This window comes from Streptosporangium sp. NPDC023615 (assembly GCF_040640155.1).
GTDB lineage: Bacteria > Actinomycetota > Actinomycetes > Streptosporangiales > Streptosporangiaceae > Streptosporangium.
The window spans coordinates 172,568-188,087 of the sequence record NZ_JBFABE010000010.1; the positions used below are offsets into that span (position 1 = coordinate 172,568).

The window sequence follows — 15,520 nt, forward strand, 5'->3', positions numbered from 1 at the left end:
TCACACCGTGTCGGAGAAGACCTGCTCCCGAGCCTGCTGCAGGGCCGAGACCAGGGCGCCGCGCAGCACGGGGTTTCCCTCGACCCTGGAGACCACGACCCGGGGCCGGCTCGGGCAGACCCGGGCCACGCACTCCTGCACCCGGGCGGCGAGCGTCTCTCCCCCGGCCCTGCCGACGTCGCCGCTGAGCACGATCAGGCCGGGGTCCAGGATCACGGTGACCGCGGCGACGCCGACCGCCAGGCGCCCGGCCAGCTCGTCCAGGAACGCCTCGGCCCCCTCCGCGACGGCCGCGCGGACGTGCTCGCCCGGCGAGCCGGCCGGATCGCCCCCGTCGGCGGAGCCGATGCCGTGCGCGTTCGCGAGACCGGTCACGGCGTCGCCGCCGACCAGGCGCTGGAACGACCCCGACTGGGGCTCGCTCACATCGGTGGGGAGCGGCTCGCCGGGCACCGGGAGCCAGCCGATCTCGCCCGCGCCGCCGGTGAAGCCCCGGTGCAGCCGTCCGCCCAGCATGACGCCGAGCCCCTGGCCCACCCCTGCCCACACCAGCACGAAGTCGTCGACGTCGCGTGCCGCGCCGTGCGCGCGCTCGGCCAGCGCGGCCAGGTTCACGTCGTTCTCGATGGTCACCGGGACGCCGAGGCCGCGGCGGAGCTCGGCGAGCACCCCGTTGTGCCAGGAGGGCAGGTCCAGGGAGAAGCGCACGTCGCCCGTACCGGGATCGACGACGCCCCGGGTGCCGATCACGAAGGCGCGCAGCCGCTCGGCGCCGACGCCCGCGGACGCGCAGGCCCGGCCGACCGCGTCGCGCACCAGCCGTACCGGGTCGTCGTGCTCGCCGAACTCGGCCGAGACCTCGGCGACGAGCGTGCCGGTGATGTCGGCGATCCCGGCGGCGATCCGGCCGGGCAGGACGTCCAGCCCGACCACGTACGCGCACGAGGGCACCACCCCGTAGAGCGCGGCGTTGGGACCGCGTCCGCCGGCCTGTTCGCCGACCACCGCGACGAGGGCGCGTTCCTCCAGCCGCGCGAGCAGCTGCCCCGCGGTCACCTTGGAGAGCCCGGTGTGTTCTCCCAGCTCGGCCCTGGTCAGCGGGCCGCTGGACAGCAGGAGTTCCAGTGCCGCGCGGTCGTTGAGCTGGCGCAGCAACCGGGGTGTCCCCGGGCGTGTGGACAAGGTCTTCCTCCCCGTCACGATCCGCTAACGATCGTTTCTTTTAAGAAAGTTTCTTGTTAGTTTAGCCCCAGCCGGCCCGCAGGCAAGTGATCGGAACCGCGGGTCACGACAGTTCCGGCCGCTCCCAGTGACTGCAGAGCGCGGAGGTCGCGGGGGACCCCCGCCATAACAGATGAGCGCAAACCCCGGCGAAAGCCTGAAAGGGAGAACTCCAGTGAAGTTCGCGAGAATCGCCACCACGACGGCAACCACCGCCGCCCTCGCCCTGGGTCTTGCCGCGTGTGGCAACAGCGAGCCCGCTCCGGCCGCCGGTACCGGCGCGGCGTCGGCGCCGGCCGCCTCCGGCCCCAAGTTCGCGGGCCAGACCCTCACCGTCTGGCGCCTCGGCGCGCCGGACGAGAAGCAGAACAAGTACATGGCCGACCTGAACGCCAAGTTCAAGGAGACCACCGGCGCCGACGTCAAGCTCCAGTGGGTGCCCTGGCCCGACGCGCAGGCCAAGTGGACCGCGGCGCTGGCCGGCGGCGAGGGCCCCGACGTCACCGAGTTCGGCAACGACCAGGTCGCCGCCTGGGTCGCGCAGGACGCGCTCACCGACATCACCGAGGTCGTCAAGGCCACCCCCGACTTCCAGCAGATCCCGCAGAACCTGTGGGGCTACGAGACCGTGGACGGCAAGATCTACGCCGCCCCGTGGGGCGGCGGCACCCGCGCCGTCCTCTACCGCAAGGACTGGTTCGAGGACCTCAAGATCGAGATCCCCAAGAACTGGGACGACCTCGTCGCGGCGGGCAAGAAGATCGTCGCCGAGAAGGGCAAGGACGTCGACGGCTTCGCCTTCAACGGCGGCTCCGACGCCAACATGTCGCTCTCCCCGTTCGTCTGGTCGGCCGGTGGCGACTTCGCCGCGTTCGAGGGCGGCAAGTGGGCCGGCAAGCTGACCGAGCCCGGCTTCAAGGAGGGCTTCCAGTACTACACCGACCTGGTCGTCAAGCACGGCGTCTCGCGCAAGTCCGCGCTCACCCAGAACTCGGTCGACATCGCGACCCGCTTCGCCAACGGCAAGGTCGGCATGTACGTGACCGGCGGCTGGGACATCACCAGCATCACCGAGCAGAGCGGCGGCAAGGTCGACGAGAAGAAGATGGCCTTCTTCTCGCTCCCGGCCAAGGACGGCAGCGGCCCGGCCCCGGCGTTCCAGGGCGGCAACGACATCGCCGTCTGGAAGGACACCAAGAACGTCGAGCTGTCGGCCGAGTACGTCAAGCTCGCCGCCGGCAAGGAGTTCGGCACCCGCTACGCCAAGGAGGGCGGCCTGCTGCCGCTCTACCCCGAGGCGCTGAGCGAGTACGCCGCCGACCCGGTGCAGGCGCCGTTCGCCGAGACCTTCAAGGTCGCCAAGGGCTTCCCGAACGACACCAACTGGGCCGAGGCCAACGACACCAAGGCCGTCCTGCAGAGCGCGGCCCGCTCGGTCATCGAGGGCAAGAAGGACGTCGACACCGCGCTGGCCGACGCCAACAAGGAACTCGAAGAGATCCTGAACCAGTAGCCATGGCGACCACCTCAACCATCGCCCGGGACGGGGGCTCTCCCCCCGCCCCGGCGCGGGGGCACCGAGGCACCAAGCCCCCGCGCCGTTCAAAGGGACTGCCCACCTGGGTCCTCCCCTACGCGCTGCTCGTACCCGGCCTGCTGGTCATCGCCGGACTGCTGCTCTACCCGCTGTTCCAGATGGTCGTCATGTCCTTCCAGAACGTGGGACTGCGGCAGATCCGGGGCGCTCCGGCCGAGTCGGTCGGCATGGAGAACTACCAGAAGCTGGTCGAGTCCGAGCTCTTCTGGACCTCGCTCCGCAACACGGTCGTCTTCGCCGTCGTCACGGTGGCGCTCACCCTGATCCTCGGCACGCTGGTCGGCCTGCTCCTGCACAACCTGGGCAAGAAGATGTCGACCTTCCTGATCGTCGGCATCATGGCCGCCTGGGCCACCCCGCAGATCGCCACCGCGATCATCTGGCGCTGGCTCTTCGACGCCGAGTCGGGCGTCATCAACTGGACGCTCAACGCGCTGCCCGACTGGCTGTCCTCGCTGCTGTTCGGCCGGTCGGACTGGACCGGCGAGCCGTGGCTGAACGACGCGTTCACCATCTACATGGTGCTCATCATCGCGGTGGTCTGGGCGTCGTTCCCGTTCATCGCGGTCTCGGTGCTCGCCGGGCTCAAGAGCATCTCCCAGGAGCTGTACGAGGCGGCCAGGGTGGACGGCGCCCGCTCGTGGCGGATCTTCTGGAAGATCACCTTCCCGCTGCTCAAGCCCGTCTTCGCGGTGCTGACGGTGCTCTCGGTGATCTGGGACTTCAAGGTCTTCACCCAGCTGTTCGTCCTGGCCGGGGGCACCTCCAACCGGGAGGCGTTCAACCTGTCGCTCTTCGCCTTCACCCAGGCGTTCAGCGCGCCGCCCAAGATGGGCATGGGCGCGGCCGTCGCGGTGGTGCTGACGCTGATCCTGCTCGTCATCACCTTCTTCTACGTCCGCCAGATCGTGAAGACGGAGGACGTCCGATGACCGCTGTCCACGAGGCCCCGCGCGCACGGCCCGCCACGACGAGGAAGCCCCTCGCCAAGCGCAAGAGGCGCGGCCGGTTCGCGCTCAACACCGCCGCCGTCGCGGTGTTCCTGTTCGCGGTGTTCCCCGTCTACTGGATGGTGTCCACGGCCTTCAAGAGCCGCGAGCAGATCTTCACGACGGACTTCATCCCGTTCCCCACCGACCCCACGCTGGAGCACGTGCAGCGGGTCTTCACCGAGGGCATCGCGGGCCACTCCATCTGGCGCTACCTGCTCAACAGCTCCATCGTGGCCCTCGGCACCGTGCTCGTCGGCGCGGTCTTCGCCCTGCTGGCGGCCACCGCGGTGGCCCGCTTCCGCTTCCGCGGGCGCACCTCGTTCCTGATCCTGCTGCTCATCGTGCAGATGGTCCCCGGCGAGGCGCTGCTCATCCCGCTGTTCCTGATGGTCCGGCGGGCCGGGCTGTACGACCAGCTCCTCGGCCTCGTGGTGGTGAACGTGGCGATGACGCTGCCGTTCGCCATCTGGATGCTGCGCACCTTCGTCGCGGCGGTGCCCAAGGAGCTGGAGGAGGCCGCCTGGATCGACGGCGCGAGCCGGTTCTCCACCTTCTGGCGGGTGCTGTTCCCGCTGGTGGCCCCCGGGCTGGTCGCGACGAGCATCTTCTCGTTCATCACCGCGTGGAACGAGTTCGTGTTCGCGCTGACGCTGATCGGCGACCAGGGCAGCTACACCATGCCGGTGGCGCTGCGCTTCTTCGTCAGCCAGCGGTCGGTGGACTGGGGCGGCATCATGGCCGCCTCCACCCTGATGACCATCCCGGTCATCGTCTTCTTCCTGCTGGTGCAGCGGCGGATGGTCTCCGGCCTCGTCGCGGGCGCCGTCAAGGGCTGACCCCCAGGCTCCGGCGCGGCCCGCACCCACAAGGCACGGGCCGCGCCGGCCCCACCCCCGCTCCCCCACGCCCCGCGTCGCCACGCACCGCCACGCACCCCTCGCACTGTCCGACATCCTCCCCATCTCAGGTAAGGAACACCTACCGCATGTCTGAGCTCATCGCGGATCGCGGAGACCGGGGGCTGCGCCGCCTGGCGGCCGGTACCCTGCTCGCCGCGTTCCAGGGCACCGAGGCACCCGAGTGGGTCCTGCGGGAGCTGGAGAACGGTCTCGGCGGCGTCACGCTCTTCGGCTTCAACGTCGCCGACGCCGCGCAGCTGTCCACCCTCACCGCACGCCTGCGGGAGGCCGCCGATCCGGTCGTCTCGCTGGACGAGGAGGGCGGCGACGTCACCAGGCTCGCCTACCACGTGGGCAGCCCGTACCCGGGCAACGCCGCCCTCGGCGCGGTGGACGACGTCGAGCTCACCCGCCGCGTCTACCGGTCCATCGGCGACGCCCTGGCGCTCTGCGGCGTCAACCTCGACATGGCCCCGTCCGCGGACGTCAACACCGCCGAGGACAACCCGGTCATCGGCACCCGCTCGTTCGGGTCCGACACCGCGCTGGTGGCCCGGCACACCGTGGCCGCGGTCGGCGGCCTGCAGTCGGCCGGGATCGCCGCCTGCGTCAAGCACTTCCCCGGCCACGGCGCGACCCGGCAGGACTCCCACCTGGAGGTGCCGCTCGTCGACGCCTCGGTGGAACTGCTGCGCGAACGCGAGCTCGTCCCCTTCCGCGCCGCGATCGGCGCCGGGACCAGATCCGTGATGACGGCGCACGTACGCGTCCCCTCCCTGACCGGCGCCCTGCCCGCCACGCTCTCCCCCGCCGCGCTGACCGGCCTGCTCCGCGGCGAGCTGGGCTACGACGGCGTGATCGTCACCGACGCCCTGGACATGAGGGCCGTCACCGACACCTACGGCCTGGCCCGGGGCGCGGTGCTCTCGCTGGCCGCCGGAGCCGACCTGCTCTGCCTCGGCCCGATCCCCGACGAGAACGACGTCCACCGGATCCTGGACGAGATCGTCGCCGCCGTCCTGGACGGCCGCCTGCCCGCGGCCCGGCTGGAGGCGGCGGCCGAGCGGGTGGCCGCGCTGCGCGACTGGTTCGGTACGCCGCGCACCGGCGAGGCCGAGCAGGAGGTGATCGGCCTGACCGCCGCCCGTCGCGCGGTCAGCCTCACCGGCTCGGCGACCCCGCTGGTCGACCCCCTCGTGGTCGAGGTGGACACCCCGCCGACCATCGCGGTCGGCGACGTGCCGTGGGGCTTCACCCCGCTGCTGCCGCAGGCGGAGGTGCTGCGGGTCAAGCCGGAGGCCGCCGACGTGCCGGCCATCCTGGAGCGCGCGGCGGGCCGCTCCCTGGTCGTCGTCGTCAAGGACGCCCACCGCTACGAGACCAGCAAGTCGGTGGTCTCCGCGCTGCTGGCCGCCCGTCCCGACGCCACGGTGGTGGAGATGGGCCTGCCGATCTGGCGCCCGGAGGGCGTCACCTACCTGGCCACCTACGGCGCCGCCCGCGCCAACGCCCAGGCCGCCGCCGAACTCCTCGGCGTCTGAGCCGGCCTTCCCGCCGGCGTCCGTCCCGCTCCCGTCCCGCTCCCGTTACGTCCCGTGCTCGTCCGCGGCACCGGGAGCCGGGACGAACGCCCCGCCCCCCACCGTGCCGGTCACCCCGGCGTGCCGGTCACCCCATCGTGCCGGTCACCCCGGAACGCCCGCCTGCCGTCACCCCGCGACGCCTCCCGCGACGGGGGCGGCCATCCCCGAGAGCTCAGCGAGCTCAGCGAGCTCAGCGAGCTCCGCGATCCCGCCGTGAGGTGCCTCCGGGACGGCGCGCAGCAGCGCCCGCAGGTCACCCGCGATCCGTGAGACGTCCGCGTGGTCGATCGCGGCCGGGTTGAAGCGGAGTCCCAGGGTGAGGCTCCCCCCGGCGTCCACCGCCTGGACGTGCAACGCGCCCCGGGCCACCCCGTTGAACACCGTCCACTCCACCCCGGCCGCCACCCCGGCGAACTCCGGGACCCCCGCCCGCCTGCGGTAGCTGAGCAGCACCGGCGCGCGCGACGGCTCGGGCGGCGCGTACCGGAAGCGGTACATGGCGCGCAGTTCCGTCCGGACCGCGCGCACGTGCGCGGGGAACTCCTCGTCCGGCCCGGGATGCGGGACGAACGGCACCCGCGCCGTGAACGGCCCGACGCACTCGCGCGTCTCCCGCGTACGGGTGCCGAGCTCGAGGGCGAGCGGCGACCCCACAGCGCCGTAGTGGCGCAGCAGCGCGCCCAGGACCGCCAGGAGCAGCTCGAACCTGGTCGCGCCGAGCGTCCCTGCGGCCTCGGTGAGCGCCCCCGACTCGGTGGCGCCGAGCACCGTCTCCACGATCTCGCCGGGACCGGTGCCGTGCGGGACGGCCCGCAGGCCGGGCAGGACCGGCTCGGCGGGCTCACGGTCGCGCTCCGCCCAGAACGCCTCGGCGCCGGGCGGGACGACCGTGCCGGACGGCGCCGAGGCGTTCTGGGCGGGCGTCCCCGCGACCGGCCGGGCGGGGACGGCCCGGGAGAAGTAGACGTCGGCCAGGTCCCGCAGCAGGACGTCCTTGGAGGCGGCGTCGAAGACCCGAGGATGCGCCACGAAGAGCAGCCGGACGCGTCCGGGGCCCGTCGTGACGAGGGTGAACCGGGCGAGCGGACCGCGTTCCAGGTCGAACGGGCGGGCGGCCTCGGCCTCGGCGAGCCCGCGGTAGCGCTCGGGGGCGGTCTCGGTACGGGTGACCCTGACCCGGCCGAGCACCGGGTGGCGCCTGCCCACGGCCGCGCACGCGTCCAGCAGCGCCGGGACGTCGACCCGGCCGTTCAGGTGGAGCGCCAGCGGGATCCCCCGCAGGTCGAAGGGGCCGTACGACATCCTGTCCGTCTCCCTCGCAGGCGGCTTCCCGGGCAGGCGCCGGGGTCTCACACACCCCGGCAGAACTATTAGGAAACTTTCTTGTCTATTAGCGCACCTCGAATGCTACACACGGGCAACACGCGAGACAAGCGACCACCGGGCCGGGGACCGGACGGGACACGGGCGGCGGGCCGGGGGGTACGGCCGAGGACGCCCTCACCGGAGACGGAACGGAGGGCGGTTCCGCCGGGCGACGCCCGGAGCGCGGCGTCGAAGGTGACACCCGCGGCGCGGCGTCGAGGGCGACGCCGGAGCACGGCGTCGAGGGCGTCGAGGGCAGGGCCCCTCAGGAGGCGAAGATCTCCTCCCTGGCCTGCTCCAGGGCGGCGATGACGGCGCCGCGCAGCACCGGGTTCCCGGTGACCTCGCTGGAGACCACCTGCGGCCTGATCGGGCAGCTGCGCGCCACCGCCTCCTCGATCCTGGAGGTCAGCGCGTCCCCGCCGGCCGTGCTGACCTCGCCGGCGAGCACCACGAGTCCGGGATCGAGCACCACGCACACCGACGCCACGCCCAGCGCCAGCCGTCCCGCGATCTCGTTGATCAGGGGCTCTCCCCGCTCCCCCGCCGCGACCGCCGCCGCCACGCACTCGGCGGCGCTCTCGCCCTCGAACCCGTACGTCCCGGCGAGCTCGGCCACGGCCTCGGCGCTGACCAGGGACTGCAGGCCCCCGGCGAGTGACGGCAGCCGGCCCGGCACGGCCCGGACGTCCTCGGCCAGCGGCACGCCGGGCACCGGCAGGTAGCCGATCTCGCCCGCGCTGCCGGACCGGCCACGGTGCAGCCGTCCGCCGAGCACGACGCCGAGGCCGATGCCCCGGCCCACCCACAGCAGGACGAAGTCGTCGGCCTCGCGGGCCGCGCCCAGGGTGCGCTCGGCGATGGCGACGAGGTTCACGTCGTTCTCTATCCTGACGTCGCGCCGCAGGTCCCGGGCGAGCGCCTCGTGGATCCCCTCGTGCCAGCCGGGCAGGTCGAAGGAGAACCGCACGTCACCGGTGCGCGGGTCGACGACGCCGGGGGTGCCGATGACGACCGAGCGCAGCTTGGAGAGCGCCACCTTCGCCGACCGGCAGGCCTTGACCACCGAGTTGTGCACGAGGGCCACAGGGTCGTCGTGACCGTCGGGCGCCACCCGCACCTCGGCCACGATCTCACCGTGGATATCGGCGATGGCGGTCGTGACGAATTCCGGGCCGACGTCCAGACCCGCCACATAGGCGGAGGAGGAAATAATCCCATAAAGCGCTGCATTGGGGCCGCGCCCGCCCGCCTGCTCCCCGGCCACCTCGACCAGGCCGCGCCCCTCCAGCCGGGCAAGGGTCTGTGACGCCGTCACCTTGGAAAGGCCGGTGAGCTCGCCGATCTGCCCCCGCGTCAGCGGCCCGGAGGCGAGCAGCAATTCCAGGGCGGCCCTGTCGTTGATCTCCCTCAGCAGCCTGGGCACGCCAGGACGTCGCTCCATATGCACGCTCTCTTGCTCGCCGTTTCCCCGTCGAAATACATTCATCCGAGAATAGCTGTTCCATTCATTAATAAGGCTTCCAGTAGTTTAGCCCCGCCGGGCCTGGTCACGACCGCGCCACCCTCGCCGGGACACCCCCCGCCCGTCCCCGTCCCCGTCCCCGCTCCCGTCCCCGCTCCCGTCCCCGCCCCCTCCGCGCGCCGTGCCGTGCCCCGCGATCACCACGGGGCCTGCCCGCCGTTCCGCCGGGACGCGGGCGCGCCCCGCCCGCCACGGGCCCCCGCCCGCCGTCCCACCGCCGTGCCGCACGGCTCCTTCGGGCTCCGGGGCGCACCGTGGGGGCCCTTCGCCACCCGACGTGACGGGCGCCACGACACCTCGGGCGGCCCCGCGCGCGTAAGGAACCAATAGCAGGCGGGATAATCGGTTACATGCGCCTATCCGCTCGTGTCGACTATGCCCTCCGTGCCGCCGCCGAACTCGCCGCCGCGGGTGACGGCCCAACCACGGTGGGCGAGCTCGCCAAGGAGCAGGACATGCCCCCGAAGTACCTTGAGAACATCCTGCTCCAGATGCGCCGGGCCGGGCTGGTCCGCGGTCAGCGCGGCCCCGAGGGCGGCTACGTGCTGGCCCGCCCGCCCGCCGAGATCAGCCTCGCCGACGTGATCCGGGCCGTCGACGGCCCGCTGGCCAACGTCCGGGGGGAACGCCCCGAGCACGTCGGCTACCGGGGCCCCGCCGAATCGCTCCAGCAGGTCTGGATCGCGTTGCGCGCCAGCGAACGGGCCATCCTGGAGGAGGTCACGCTCGAGAACGTCGCCACCGGGGCCCTGCCCGAACGGGTCCGCAGCCTGACCGCCGACCCCGCGGCCTGGGGCTGAGCGTGCCCCGGCCCCCCGTCCGCCCCCCGGCCCGCGGTGGCGGCGATGCCCGAGGGTGACGTCGTCCACCGTGCCGCCGTACGGCTCGGGCGGGCGCTCGACGGCCGCGTGCTGGTCCGCTCGGACTTCCGCGTGCCCCGGTACGCCACGGCCGACCTGACCGGCCGTGCCGTGCTGGGGACCGTCGCGCGCGGCAAGCACCTGCTCACCAGGGTCGAGGGGGATCTGACCGTCCACACCCACCTGCGGATGGAGGGGAGCTGGCAGATCTCGCCCGCCGGACGCGCCCTGCCGCGCGGGGACGTGGTCCGCCTGGTGCTGGCCAACGACGCGTGGCAGGCGACGGGGGTACGGCTGGGCATGGTCGACCTGGTCGCGACCGCGCAGGAGGAGCGGCTCGTCGGCCATCTGGGGCCGGACCTGCTCGGGGCGGACTGGGACGAGGCCGAGGCGCTGCGGCGGCTGACACTGCGGCCGGAGACGAGCGTCGGGGTCGCGCTGCTCGATCAGCGCAACCTCGCGGGGATGGGCACCATCTACCGCGCCGAGACGCTCTTCCTGGCCGGGGTGTCGCCCTGGCGGCCGGTGGGCGCGGTCGAGGATCTGGGAGCGATCGTGTCGCTCGCACGGCGGCTGATGGACACCAACAGGGACCGTCCGGACAGGACGACCACCGGCGACTCCCGTCCGGGACGGGGCACCTGGGTCTACGGCAGGGCCGGACGGCCGTGCCTACGCTGCGGGCATCGGATCAGTCGTGGGGAGATGGGGGCGGAGCCGCAGGAGCGGCTGATCGTCTGGTGCCGTCACTGCCAGCCGGGGCCTCCGGCGGGCTAGGCGGCGACCATGTCGTTGACCTCGGGGAAGACGGACTCGGGCACGGTCTCCGGGATCGGCAGACGCTCCCGCTCGGGGACGTCGCCCGCCAGCACCGGAGCGTGCTGAAGCTCGGCCAACGCGAACTGGTCGGAAACCTCACGGAGAACCTGTGAAAGCGGCACGCCCAGGGCACCGCAGATCGACGCGAGCAGCTCTGACGAGGCCTCCTTCTGGCCACGTTCCACCTCGGACAGGTATCCGAGGGAAACACGGGCCAGTGTGGACACCTCACGCAGGGTGCGACTCTGCCGCACCCTCAGCCGCCGCAGCACGTCACCGAGCAGCTGACGCAGCAGGACCATCTGTCGCTCCCTCCCCGGCGCGGACGTCTTCACGACGCTCCGCGCAATCGGTTCGTGCCGCCCGTTCTTCGAACGCGCCCCTTGGTACATACTCCTCGCCGTCATCATCGCTTGACCTTTACCTCACTCACGGTTCCACCGTACCTGTATCAACCGATGCCGCGGCAGACCAAGCGGAGCATGTTCGCTGGGGACGTAACGCGGTAATCACCCGGAATGTTCCCCCACGTTCGCCTCCAGCACACCTCTGAGAAGGTCCACTGCCTCATTGACCGTCGACTCCCGGATCCGCTCGCGCGTCCCGGCCAGCCGTGGATCCCGGTGCCATACCCGTCCATCCGGCCCGCTAACGGCCAGGTGGACGGTACCGGGAGCTTTGCCGTCCTGCGGATCGGGACCGGCCACCCCGGTGGCGGCCAGGCCGTACGTGGAGCCGGTCAGCAGGCGCACCCCCTCGGCCATGGCGGCGGCGACGTCCGGGTGCACGGCCCCCTCGCGTTCCAGGAGCTCGGCGGGGACGCCCAGCAGGCGGTGCTTGAGCTCGGTGGCGTAGGAGAGGACCCCGCCCACGAAGGCCGCCGAGGCTCCGGGCGGGGTCGTGAGGGCCGCGCCGATCAGGCCGGCGGTCAGCGACTCGGCCACCGACACCGTCTCACCCCTTCCGGCGAGGAGGGAGACGACCTGGGCGGGCGCGGGCGGGCGCGCGCTCACAGGGCCCTGGCCCGTTTCGCGACCTGGCGCAGCTTGATCGCCCGGATCACGTAGTCGACGCCGGTGACCACGGTGACCAGCGCCGCCGCGCCCATGACGACCCAGCGGACCGGCTCGGGCACGCCGGGCCAGATGTAGGAGACGATCGCGCCGATCTGCAGGACGGTCTTCACCTTCCCGCCGTAGCTGGCCGGGATGACGCCGTGCCGGATGACCGCGAACCTCAGCGCGGTGACCCCCAGCTCCCTGCCCAGGATCACCACGGTGACCCACCAGGGCAGCTCCCCCAGCACCGACAGGCCGATCAGCGCGGCGCCGATGAGCGCCTTGTCGGCGATCGGATCGGCGATCTTCCCGAAGTCGGTGATCAGGCCGTAGCGGCGGGCCAGCTCACCGTCGAGCAGGTCGGTGAACGAGGCCACCACGAAGACCACCAGCGCGGCGGCCCGCCAGCCGGAGCCGGGCAGGAAGAGGCAGGCCACGAAGAACGGGACCAACGCCAGCCGTATCACCGTCACGACGTTGGCGATGTTCCACGCGCTCACCGGGGGGCGCGCGGAGGCCGCGGTCGAATCGGTGCCGGTCTCTGGCGTGTTGGTCATACGCCCTCCCGGCCCGGCGGCGCGTTCACGAGGCCGCCTTGATGCGGGCGATCAGGTCGACCCCCTCCGAGTCGACCACGACCGCCCGGACGATCTGGCCGGGCACCAGCCCGATGCCCTGGACGGTCACCGAGCCGTCCACCTCGGGGCCCTGGTGCGCCGCGCGCCCCTCGTAGCCGCCGTCGCCGAGGTCCTCCTCGATCAGGACGTCGACCTCGGTCCCGATCCGCTCCTCGGCCCGCTGGGCCATCAGCTCCTCGGCCAGCTCGGTGAGGGCGGCCAGGCGGGCGTCGACGACCTCCTGGTCGAGCTTGCCCGGGAGCGTGGCCGCCTCGGTGCCGTCCTCGTCGGAGTAGCCGAAGACGCCGATGACGTCGAGCCTGGCCTCCTGAAGGAAGCCGGTCAGCTCGGCGAACTCCTCCTCGGTCTCGCCGGGGAAGCCCACGATGAGGTTGGACCGCACGCCCGCCTCTGGGGCGTGGGCGCGGATCGACTCCAGCAGGTCCAGGAACCGGGCGGGGTCGCCGAAGCGGCGCATCCGGCGCAGCACCGTGCCGGAGGCGTGCTGGAAGGACAGGTCGAAGTAGGGGGCCACCCCCTCGGTGGAGGAGATGATCTCCAGCAGTCCCGGGCGGAGCTCGGCGGGCTGCAGGTAGCTCACCCGGACCCGCTCGATCCCGTCGGTCGCGGCCAGGGCGGGCAGCAGCTTCTCCAGCGCCCGCAGGTCGCCGAGGTCCTTGCCGTAGGAGGTGGAGTTCTCGCTCACCAGGACCAGTTCCCTGACCCCCTCGGAGGCCAGCCAGGCGGCCTCGCCCAGCAGCTCCTCGGCGCCGCGCGAGACGTACGCGCCACGGAAGGCCGGGATGGCGCAGAACGTGCAGCGCCGGTCGCAGCCGGAGGCCAGCTTCAGCGAGGCCACCGGCCCGTCGCCCAGGCGCTTGCGGAGCGGCCGGGGGCCGCTGGCGGGGGCGAGACCCCGGGGGAGCTCGCCGTGGCCGGGGATGGCGGTTTTGGGGGCGGCGGCACGGTCCACGGGCGAGATGGGCAGCAGGGTCCTGCGGTCGCGGGGCGTGTGCGGGACGAGCGGCCTGCCCGCCAGCACGTCGTCGAGGCGCGCGCCGATCTCGGTGTAGTCGTCGAAGGAGACCACGGCCGAGGCCTCGGGCAGCGCGTCGGCGAGCTGGTCGCCGTAGCGTTCCGCCATGCAGCCCGCGGCGACCACCTTGGCGCCCGAGTCGGCCGCGGCGAGCAGCGTGTCGATGGAGTCCTTTTTCGCTGAGTCGATGAAGCCGCACGTGTTGACGACGACGACGTCGGGGTCGTCGTCGCCGAGCTGCCAACCGGCAGCCTCAAGACGAGCGGCGAGTTCCTCGGAGTCGACCTCGTTGCGTGCGCAACCGAGTGTGATCAGCGATGCGGTTCGGCGGGATGACATGGTGGACACTACGGTATCGGGAGTTGGCCACCACCCGATGCACCTCCCCCCATTCCGGCACCGCCGTCCCGGTCGTTCCGGTCGCCGCGGACGCCGCGGACCCCCCGGTCCGGCCCGGCCCGGCCGGGCGCCGCCGGTCCCGGGATCGCGACGTCAGCGCCGCTTGGTGGCGGCGGGCGCCGCGAAGGACCGGTCGACGGTCTGCCCGCGCTTGCCCGGGGTGCCCATGTTCTTGCCGTTGACCTTCAGCGAGACGGCACCGGCGTCGTCGAAGACGACCCTCAGCTTCTCCTTGGCCTTCCAGGTCGAGGTCTTTCCGGCCTTGAGCGTCCCGGAGAAGATCTTCTTGCCGCCCGCGTCCTCCACGTCGACCCAGCAGGCCCGCCTGGCCTTCACCTGCAGGACCACGGTGTCGCCGCGCTTCCCCTCCGACAGCGACGCCGCGCGGCGCGTCGAGCTGGGAGCGGCGCCGGGCACCGGCGGGGCCGAGGCGGACGGCACGGGGGCGGACCTGATGTCCGCGATCGGGGTGTCGCCCCCCTCCATGGTCCGCACCACGCCGAAGACCACCACGATGCCCAGGGCCAGCGCCATGGCCGTCGTCCAGTTGGGCGAGCGGCGCTCGCGGATCTTCAACGGCATGTCGGCCTGGAAGACGGTGGCCGCCCGCACCGGTGGCGCCACGCCCCCGTGCTGCTCGTCGTAGCGGTGCACCATCGTCTCCGGGTCGAGCCCGACGACCTTGGCGATGTTCCTTATGTGGCCGCGGGCGTAGAAGTCACCCCCGCACTGGGAGAAGTCGTTCCGCTCGATCGCCTGGATCAGCACCTCGCGGATCCGTGTCCGCGCGCTCAACTGCCCGACGGTCATCCCCATGGACCGCCGTGCATCCGCCAGATCGCTGCCAATACCCATGGCGCACGCCCCCCGCCCCCCGACGCTGCGTAGTGACACCCATTCAACCAGTAACCGGCGGGAACACCACAGGCAGGGGGGTGGTCATTGCCCGCGCAGGTCCGCCAGCAGACCGGGAAGCTCGTCGGGCTTGACCATGACCTCCCGCGCCTTGGAACCCTCGCTGGGCCCGACGACGTTCCTGCTCTCCAGCAGGTCCATCAACCGGCCCGCCTTGGCGAAGCCCACCCGGAGCTTGCGCTGGAGCATCGAGGTCGAGCCGAACTGGGTGGTCACGATCAGCTCGGCCGCCTGGACCAGCAGGTCGAGGTCGTCGCCGATGTCCTCGTCGATCTCCTTCTTGGTCGCCGCCACGGCGGCCACGTCCTCGCGGTACTCGGCCGCCATCTGGGCCTTGCAGTGCCCGACGATCTCGCCGATCTCCTTCTCGGAGACGAAGGCGTTCTGCAGCCGCATGGGCTTGCTGGCGCCCATCGGCAGGAAGAGCGAGTCTCCCTGGCCGACGAGCTTCTCTGCGCCCGGCTGGTCGAGGATGACGCGGGAGTCGGCGAGCGAGGAGGTGGCGAACGCCAGGCGGGAGGGCACGTTGGCCTTGATCAGGCCGGTGACGACGTCCACGCTGGGCCGCTGGGTGGCGATGACCAGGTGGATGCCGGCGGCGCGGGCGAGCTGGGTGATGCGGACGATGGAGTCC

Annotated in this window: 15 protein-coding genes; 6 read left to right on the forward strand and 9 right to left on the reverse strand. The window is 72.3% G+C overall.

Annotated features, from left to right (window positions below; genetic code table 11):
- Positions 1-1,182: an ROK family transcriptional regulator gene (locus AB0G16_RS11135; protein WP_362802206.1), complete on the reverse strand. Its 1,182-nt coding sequence runs from the start codon at positions 1,180-1,182 to the stop codon at positions 1-3.
- A gap of 214 nt (positions 1,183-1,396) precedes the next feature.
- Between AB0G16_RS11135 and AB0G16_RS11140 the strand changes: the two genes are divergently transcribed.
- The 4 genes from AB0G16_RS11140 (at position 1,397) to AB0G16_RS11155 (ending at position 6,250) form a co-directional block, all read left to right on the forward strand.
- Positions 1,397-2,734, forward strand: coding sequence for an extracellular solute-binding protein (locus tag AB0G16_RS11140; protein ID WP_362802209.1), 1,338 nt, complete (start codon positions 1,397-1,399; stop codon positions 2,732-2,734).
- A gap of 2 nt (positions 2,735-2,736) precedes the next feature.
- Entirely contained in the window at positions 2,737-3,750 is a 1,014-nt protein-coding gene (locus AB0G16_RS11145) for a sugar ABC transporter permease (RefSeq protein WP_362802212.1), read from the forward strand.
- Positions 3,747-4,646: a carbohydrate ABC transporter permease gene (locus AB0G16_RS11150; RefSeq protein ID WP_362802215.1), complete on the forward strand. Its 900-nt coding sequence runs from the start codon at positions 3,747-3,749 to the stop codon at positions 4,644-4,646. The genes AB0G16_RS11145 and AB0G16_RS11150 overlap by 4 nt, the downstream gene beginning before the upstream one ends.
- A gap of 149 nt (positions 4,647-4,795) precedes the next feature.
- Positions 4,796-6,250 (forward strand): glycoside hydrolase family 3 N-terminal domain-containing protein, encoded by a 1,455-nt coding sequence (locus tag AB0G16_RS11155; RefSeq protein ID WP_362802218.1) that lies wholly within the window; start codon positions 4,796-4,798, stop codon positions 6,248-6,250.
- A gap of 168 nt (positions 6,251-6,418) precedes the next feature.
- Here AB0G16_RS11155 and AB0G16_RS11160 read toward each other — a convergent pair whose 3' ends face one another.
- Both AB0G16_RS11160 and AB0G16_RS11165 read right to left on the reverse strand, forming a co-directional pair.
- A complete protein-coding gene (locus AB0G16_RS11160) occupies positions 6,419-7,594 on the reverse strand; it encodes a condensation domain-containing protein (RefSeq protein ID WP_362802221.1) in 1,176 nt (391 codons plus the stop codon).
- Between the two features lie 328 nt (positions 7,595-7,922).
- A complete protein-coding gene (locus AB0G16_RS11165) occupies positions 7,923-9,101 on the reverse strand; it encodes an ROK family transcriptional regulator (RefSeq protein WP_362802223.1) in 1,179 nt (392 codons plus the stop codon).
- A 431-nt stretch (positions 9,102-9,532) separates the two neighbouring features.
- On the opposite strand from AB0G16_RS11165, the gene AB0G16_RS11170 reads away from it, so the two are divergent.
- Together AB0G16_RS11170 and AB0G16_RS11175 are read left to right on the forward strand one after the other, a co-directional pair.
- Positions 9,533-9,982: an Rrf2 family transcriptional regulator gene (locus AB0G16_RS11170; RefSeq protein WP_362802226.1), complete on the forward strand. Its 450-nt coding sequence runs from the start codon at positions 9,533-9,535 to the stop codon at positions 9,980-9,982.
- 45 nt (positions 9,983-10,027) lie between these two features.
- Positions 10,028-10,819: a DNA-formamidopyrimidine glycosylase family protein gene (locus tag AB0G16_RS11175; protein ID WP_362802228.1), complete on the forward strand. Its 792-nt coding sequence runs from the start codon at positions 10,028-10,030 to the stop codon at positions 10,817-10,819.
- Here AB0G16_RS11175 and AB0G16_RS11180 read toward each other — a convergent pair.
- The 6 genes from AB0G16_RS11180 to AB0G16_RS11205 form a co-directional block, all read right to left on the reverse strand.
- Positions 10,816-11,163: a helix-turn-helix transcriptional regulator gene (locus AB0G16_RS11180; protein ID WP_344905173.1), complete on the reverse strand. Its 348-nt coding sequence runs from the start codon at positions 11,161-11,163 to the stop codon at positions 10,816-10,818. The genes AB0G16_RS11175 and AB0G16_RS11180 overlap by 4 nt on opposite strands.
- Before the next feature lie 207 nt (positions 11,164-11,370).
- On the reverse strand, positions 11,371-11,874 hold the full coding sequence (locus AB0G16_RS11185; protein ID WP_362802233.1) for a nicotinamide-nucleotide amidohydrolase family protein: 504 nt from the start codon (positions 11,872-11,874) through the stop codon (positions 11,371-11,373).
- Positions 11,871-12,476, reverse strand: coding sequence for a CDP-diacylglycerol--glycerol-3-phosphate 3-phosphatidyltransferase (gene pgsA / locus AB0G16_RS11190; protein ID WP_362802236.1), 606 nt, complete (start codon positions 12,474-12,476; stop codon positions 11,871-11,873). Before pgsA ends, AB0G16_RS11185 begins: the two co-directional genes overlap by 4 nt.
- Before the next feature lie 25 nt (positions 12,477-12,501).
- Positions 12,502-13,911 (reverse strand): 30S ribosomal protein S12 methylthiotransferase RimO, encoded by a 1,410-nt coding sequence (gene rimO / locus AB0G16_RS11195; RefSeq protein WP_362802239.1) that lies wholly within the window; start codon positions 13,909-13,911, stop codon positions 12,502-12,504.
- Between the two features lie 153 nt (positions 13,912-14,064).
- Positions 14,065-14,826 carry a RodZ domain-containing protein gene (locus AB0G16_RS11200; RefSeq protein ID WP_362802242.1) on the reverse strand — a complete coding sequence of 254 codons (762 nt, stop codon included), beginning with the start codon at positions 14,824-14,826 and terminating at the stop codon, positions 14,065-14,067.
- Positions 14,827-14,910: 84 nt separating this feature from the next.
- Positions 14,911-15,520 (reverse strand): DNA translocase FtsK (locus AB0G16_RS11205; RefSeq protein WP_362802246.1); only part of this gene is annotated, 610 nt, incomplete at its 5' end.

Coding starts and splice junctions, on each gene's coding strand:
- AB0G16_RS11150 (WP_362802215.1), top strand. CDS start 3,747: ATGACCGCTGTCCACGAGGCCCCGCGCGCACGGCCCGCCACGACGAGG.
- pgsA (WP_362802236.1), bottom strand. CDS start 12,476: ATGACCAACACGCCAGAGACCGGCACCGATTCGACCGCGGCCTCCGCG.
- AB0G16_RS11165 (WP_362802223.1), bottom strand. CDS start 9,101: ATGGAGCGACGTCCTGGCGTGCCCAGGCTGCTGAGGGAGATCAACGAC.
- AB0G16_RS11180 (WP_344905173.1), bottom strand. CDS start 11,163: ATGGTCCTGCTGCGTCAGCTGCTCGGTGACGTGCTGCGGCGGCTGAGG.
- AB0G16_RS11200 (WP_362802242.1), bottom strand. CDS start 14,826: ATGGGTATTGGCAGCGATCTGGCGGATGCACGGCGGTCCATGGGGATG.
- AB0G16_RS11145 (WP_362802212.1), top strand. CDS start 2,737: ATGGCGACCACCTCAACCATCGCCCGGGACGGGGGCTCTCCCCCCGCC.
- AB0G16_RS11160 (WP_362802221.1), bottom strand. CDS start 7,594: ATGTCGTACGGCCCCTTCGACCTGCGGGGGATCCCGCTGGCGCTCCAC.
- AB0G16_RS11175 (WP_362802228.1), top strand. CDS start 10,028: ATGCCCGAGGGTGACGTCGTCCACCGTGCCGCCGTACGGCTCGGGCGG.
- AB0G16_RS11170 (WP_362802226.1), top strand. CDS start 9,533: ATGCGCCTATCCGCTCGTGTCGACTATGCCCTCCGTGCCGCCGCCGAA.
- rimO (WP_362802239.1), bottom strand. CDS start 13,911: ATGTCATCCCGCCGAACCGCATCGCTGATCACACTCGGTTGCGCACGC.
- AB0G16_RS11155 (WP_362802218.1), top strand. CDS start 4,796: ATGTCTGAGCTCATCGCGGATCGCGGAGACCGGGGGCTGCGCCGCCTG.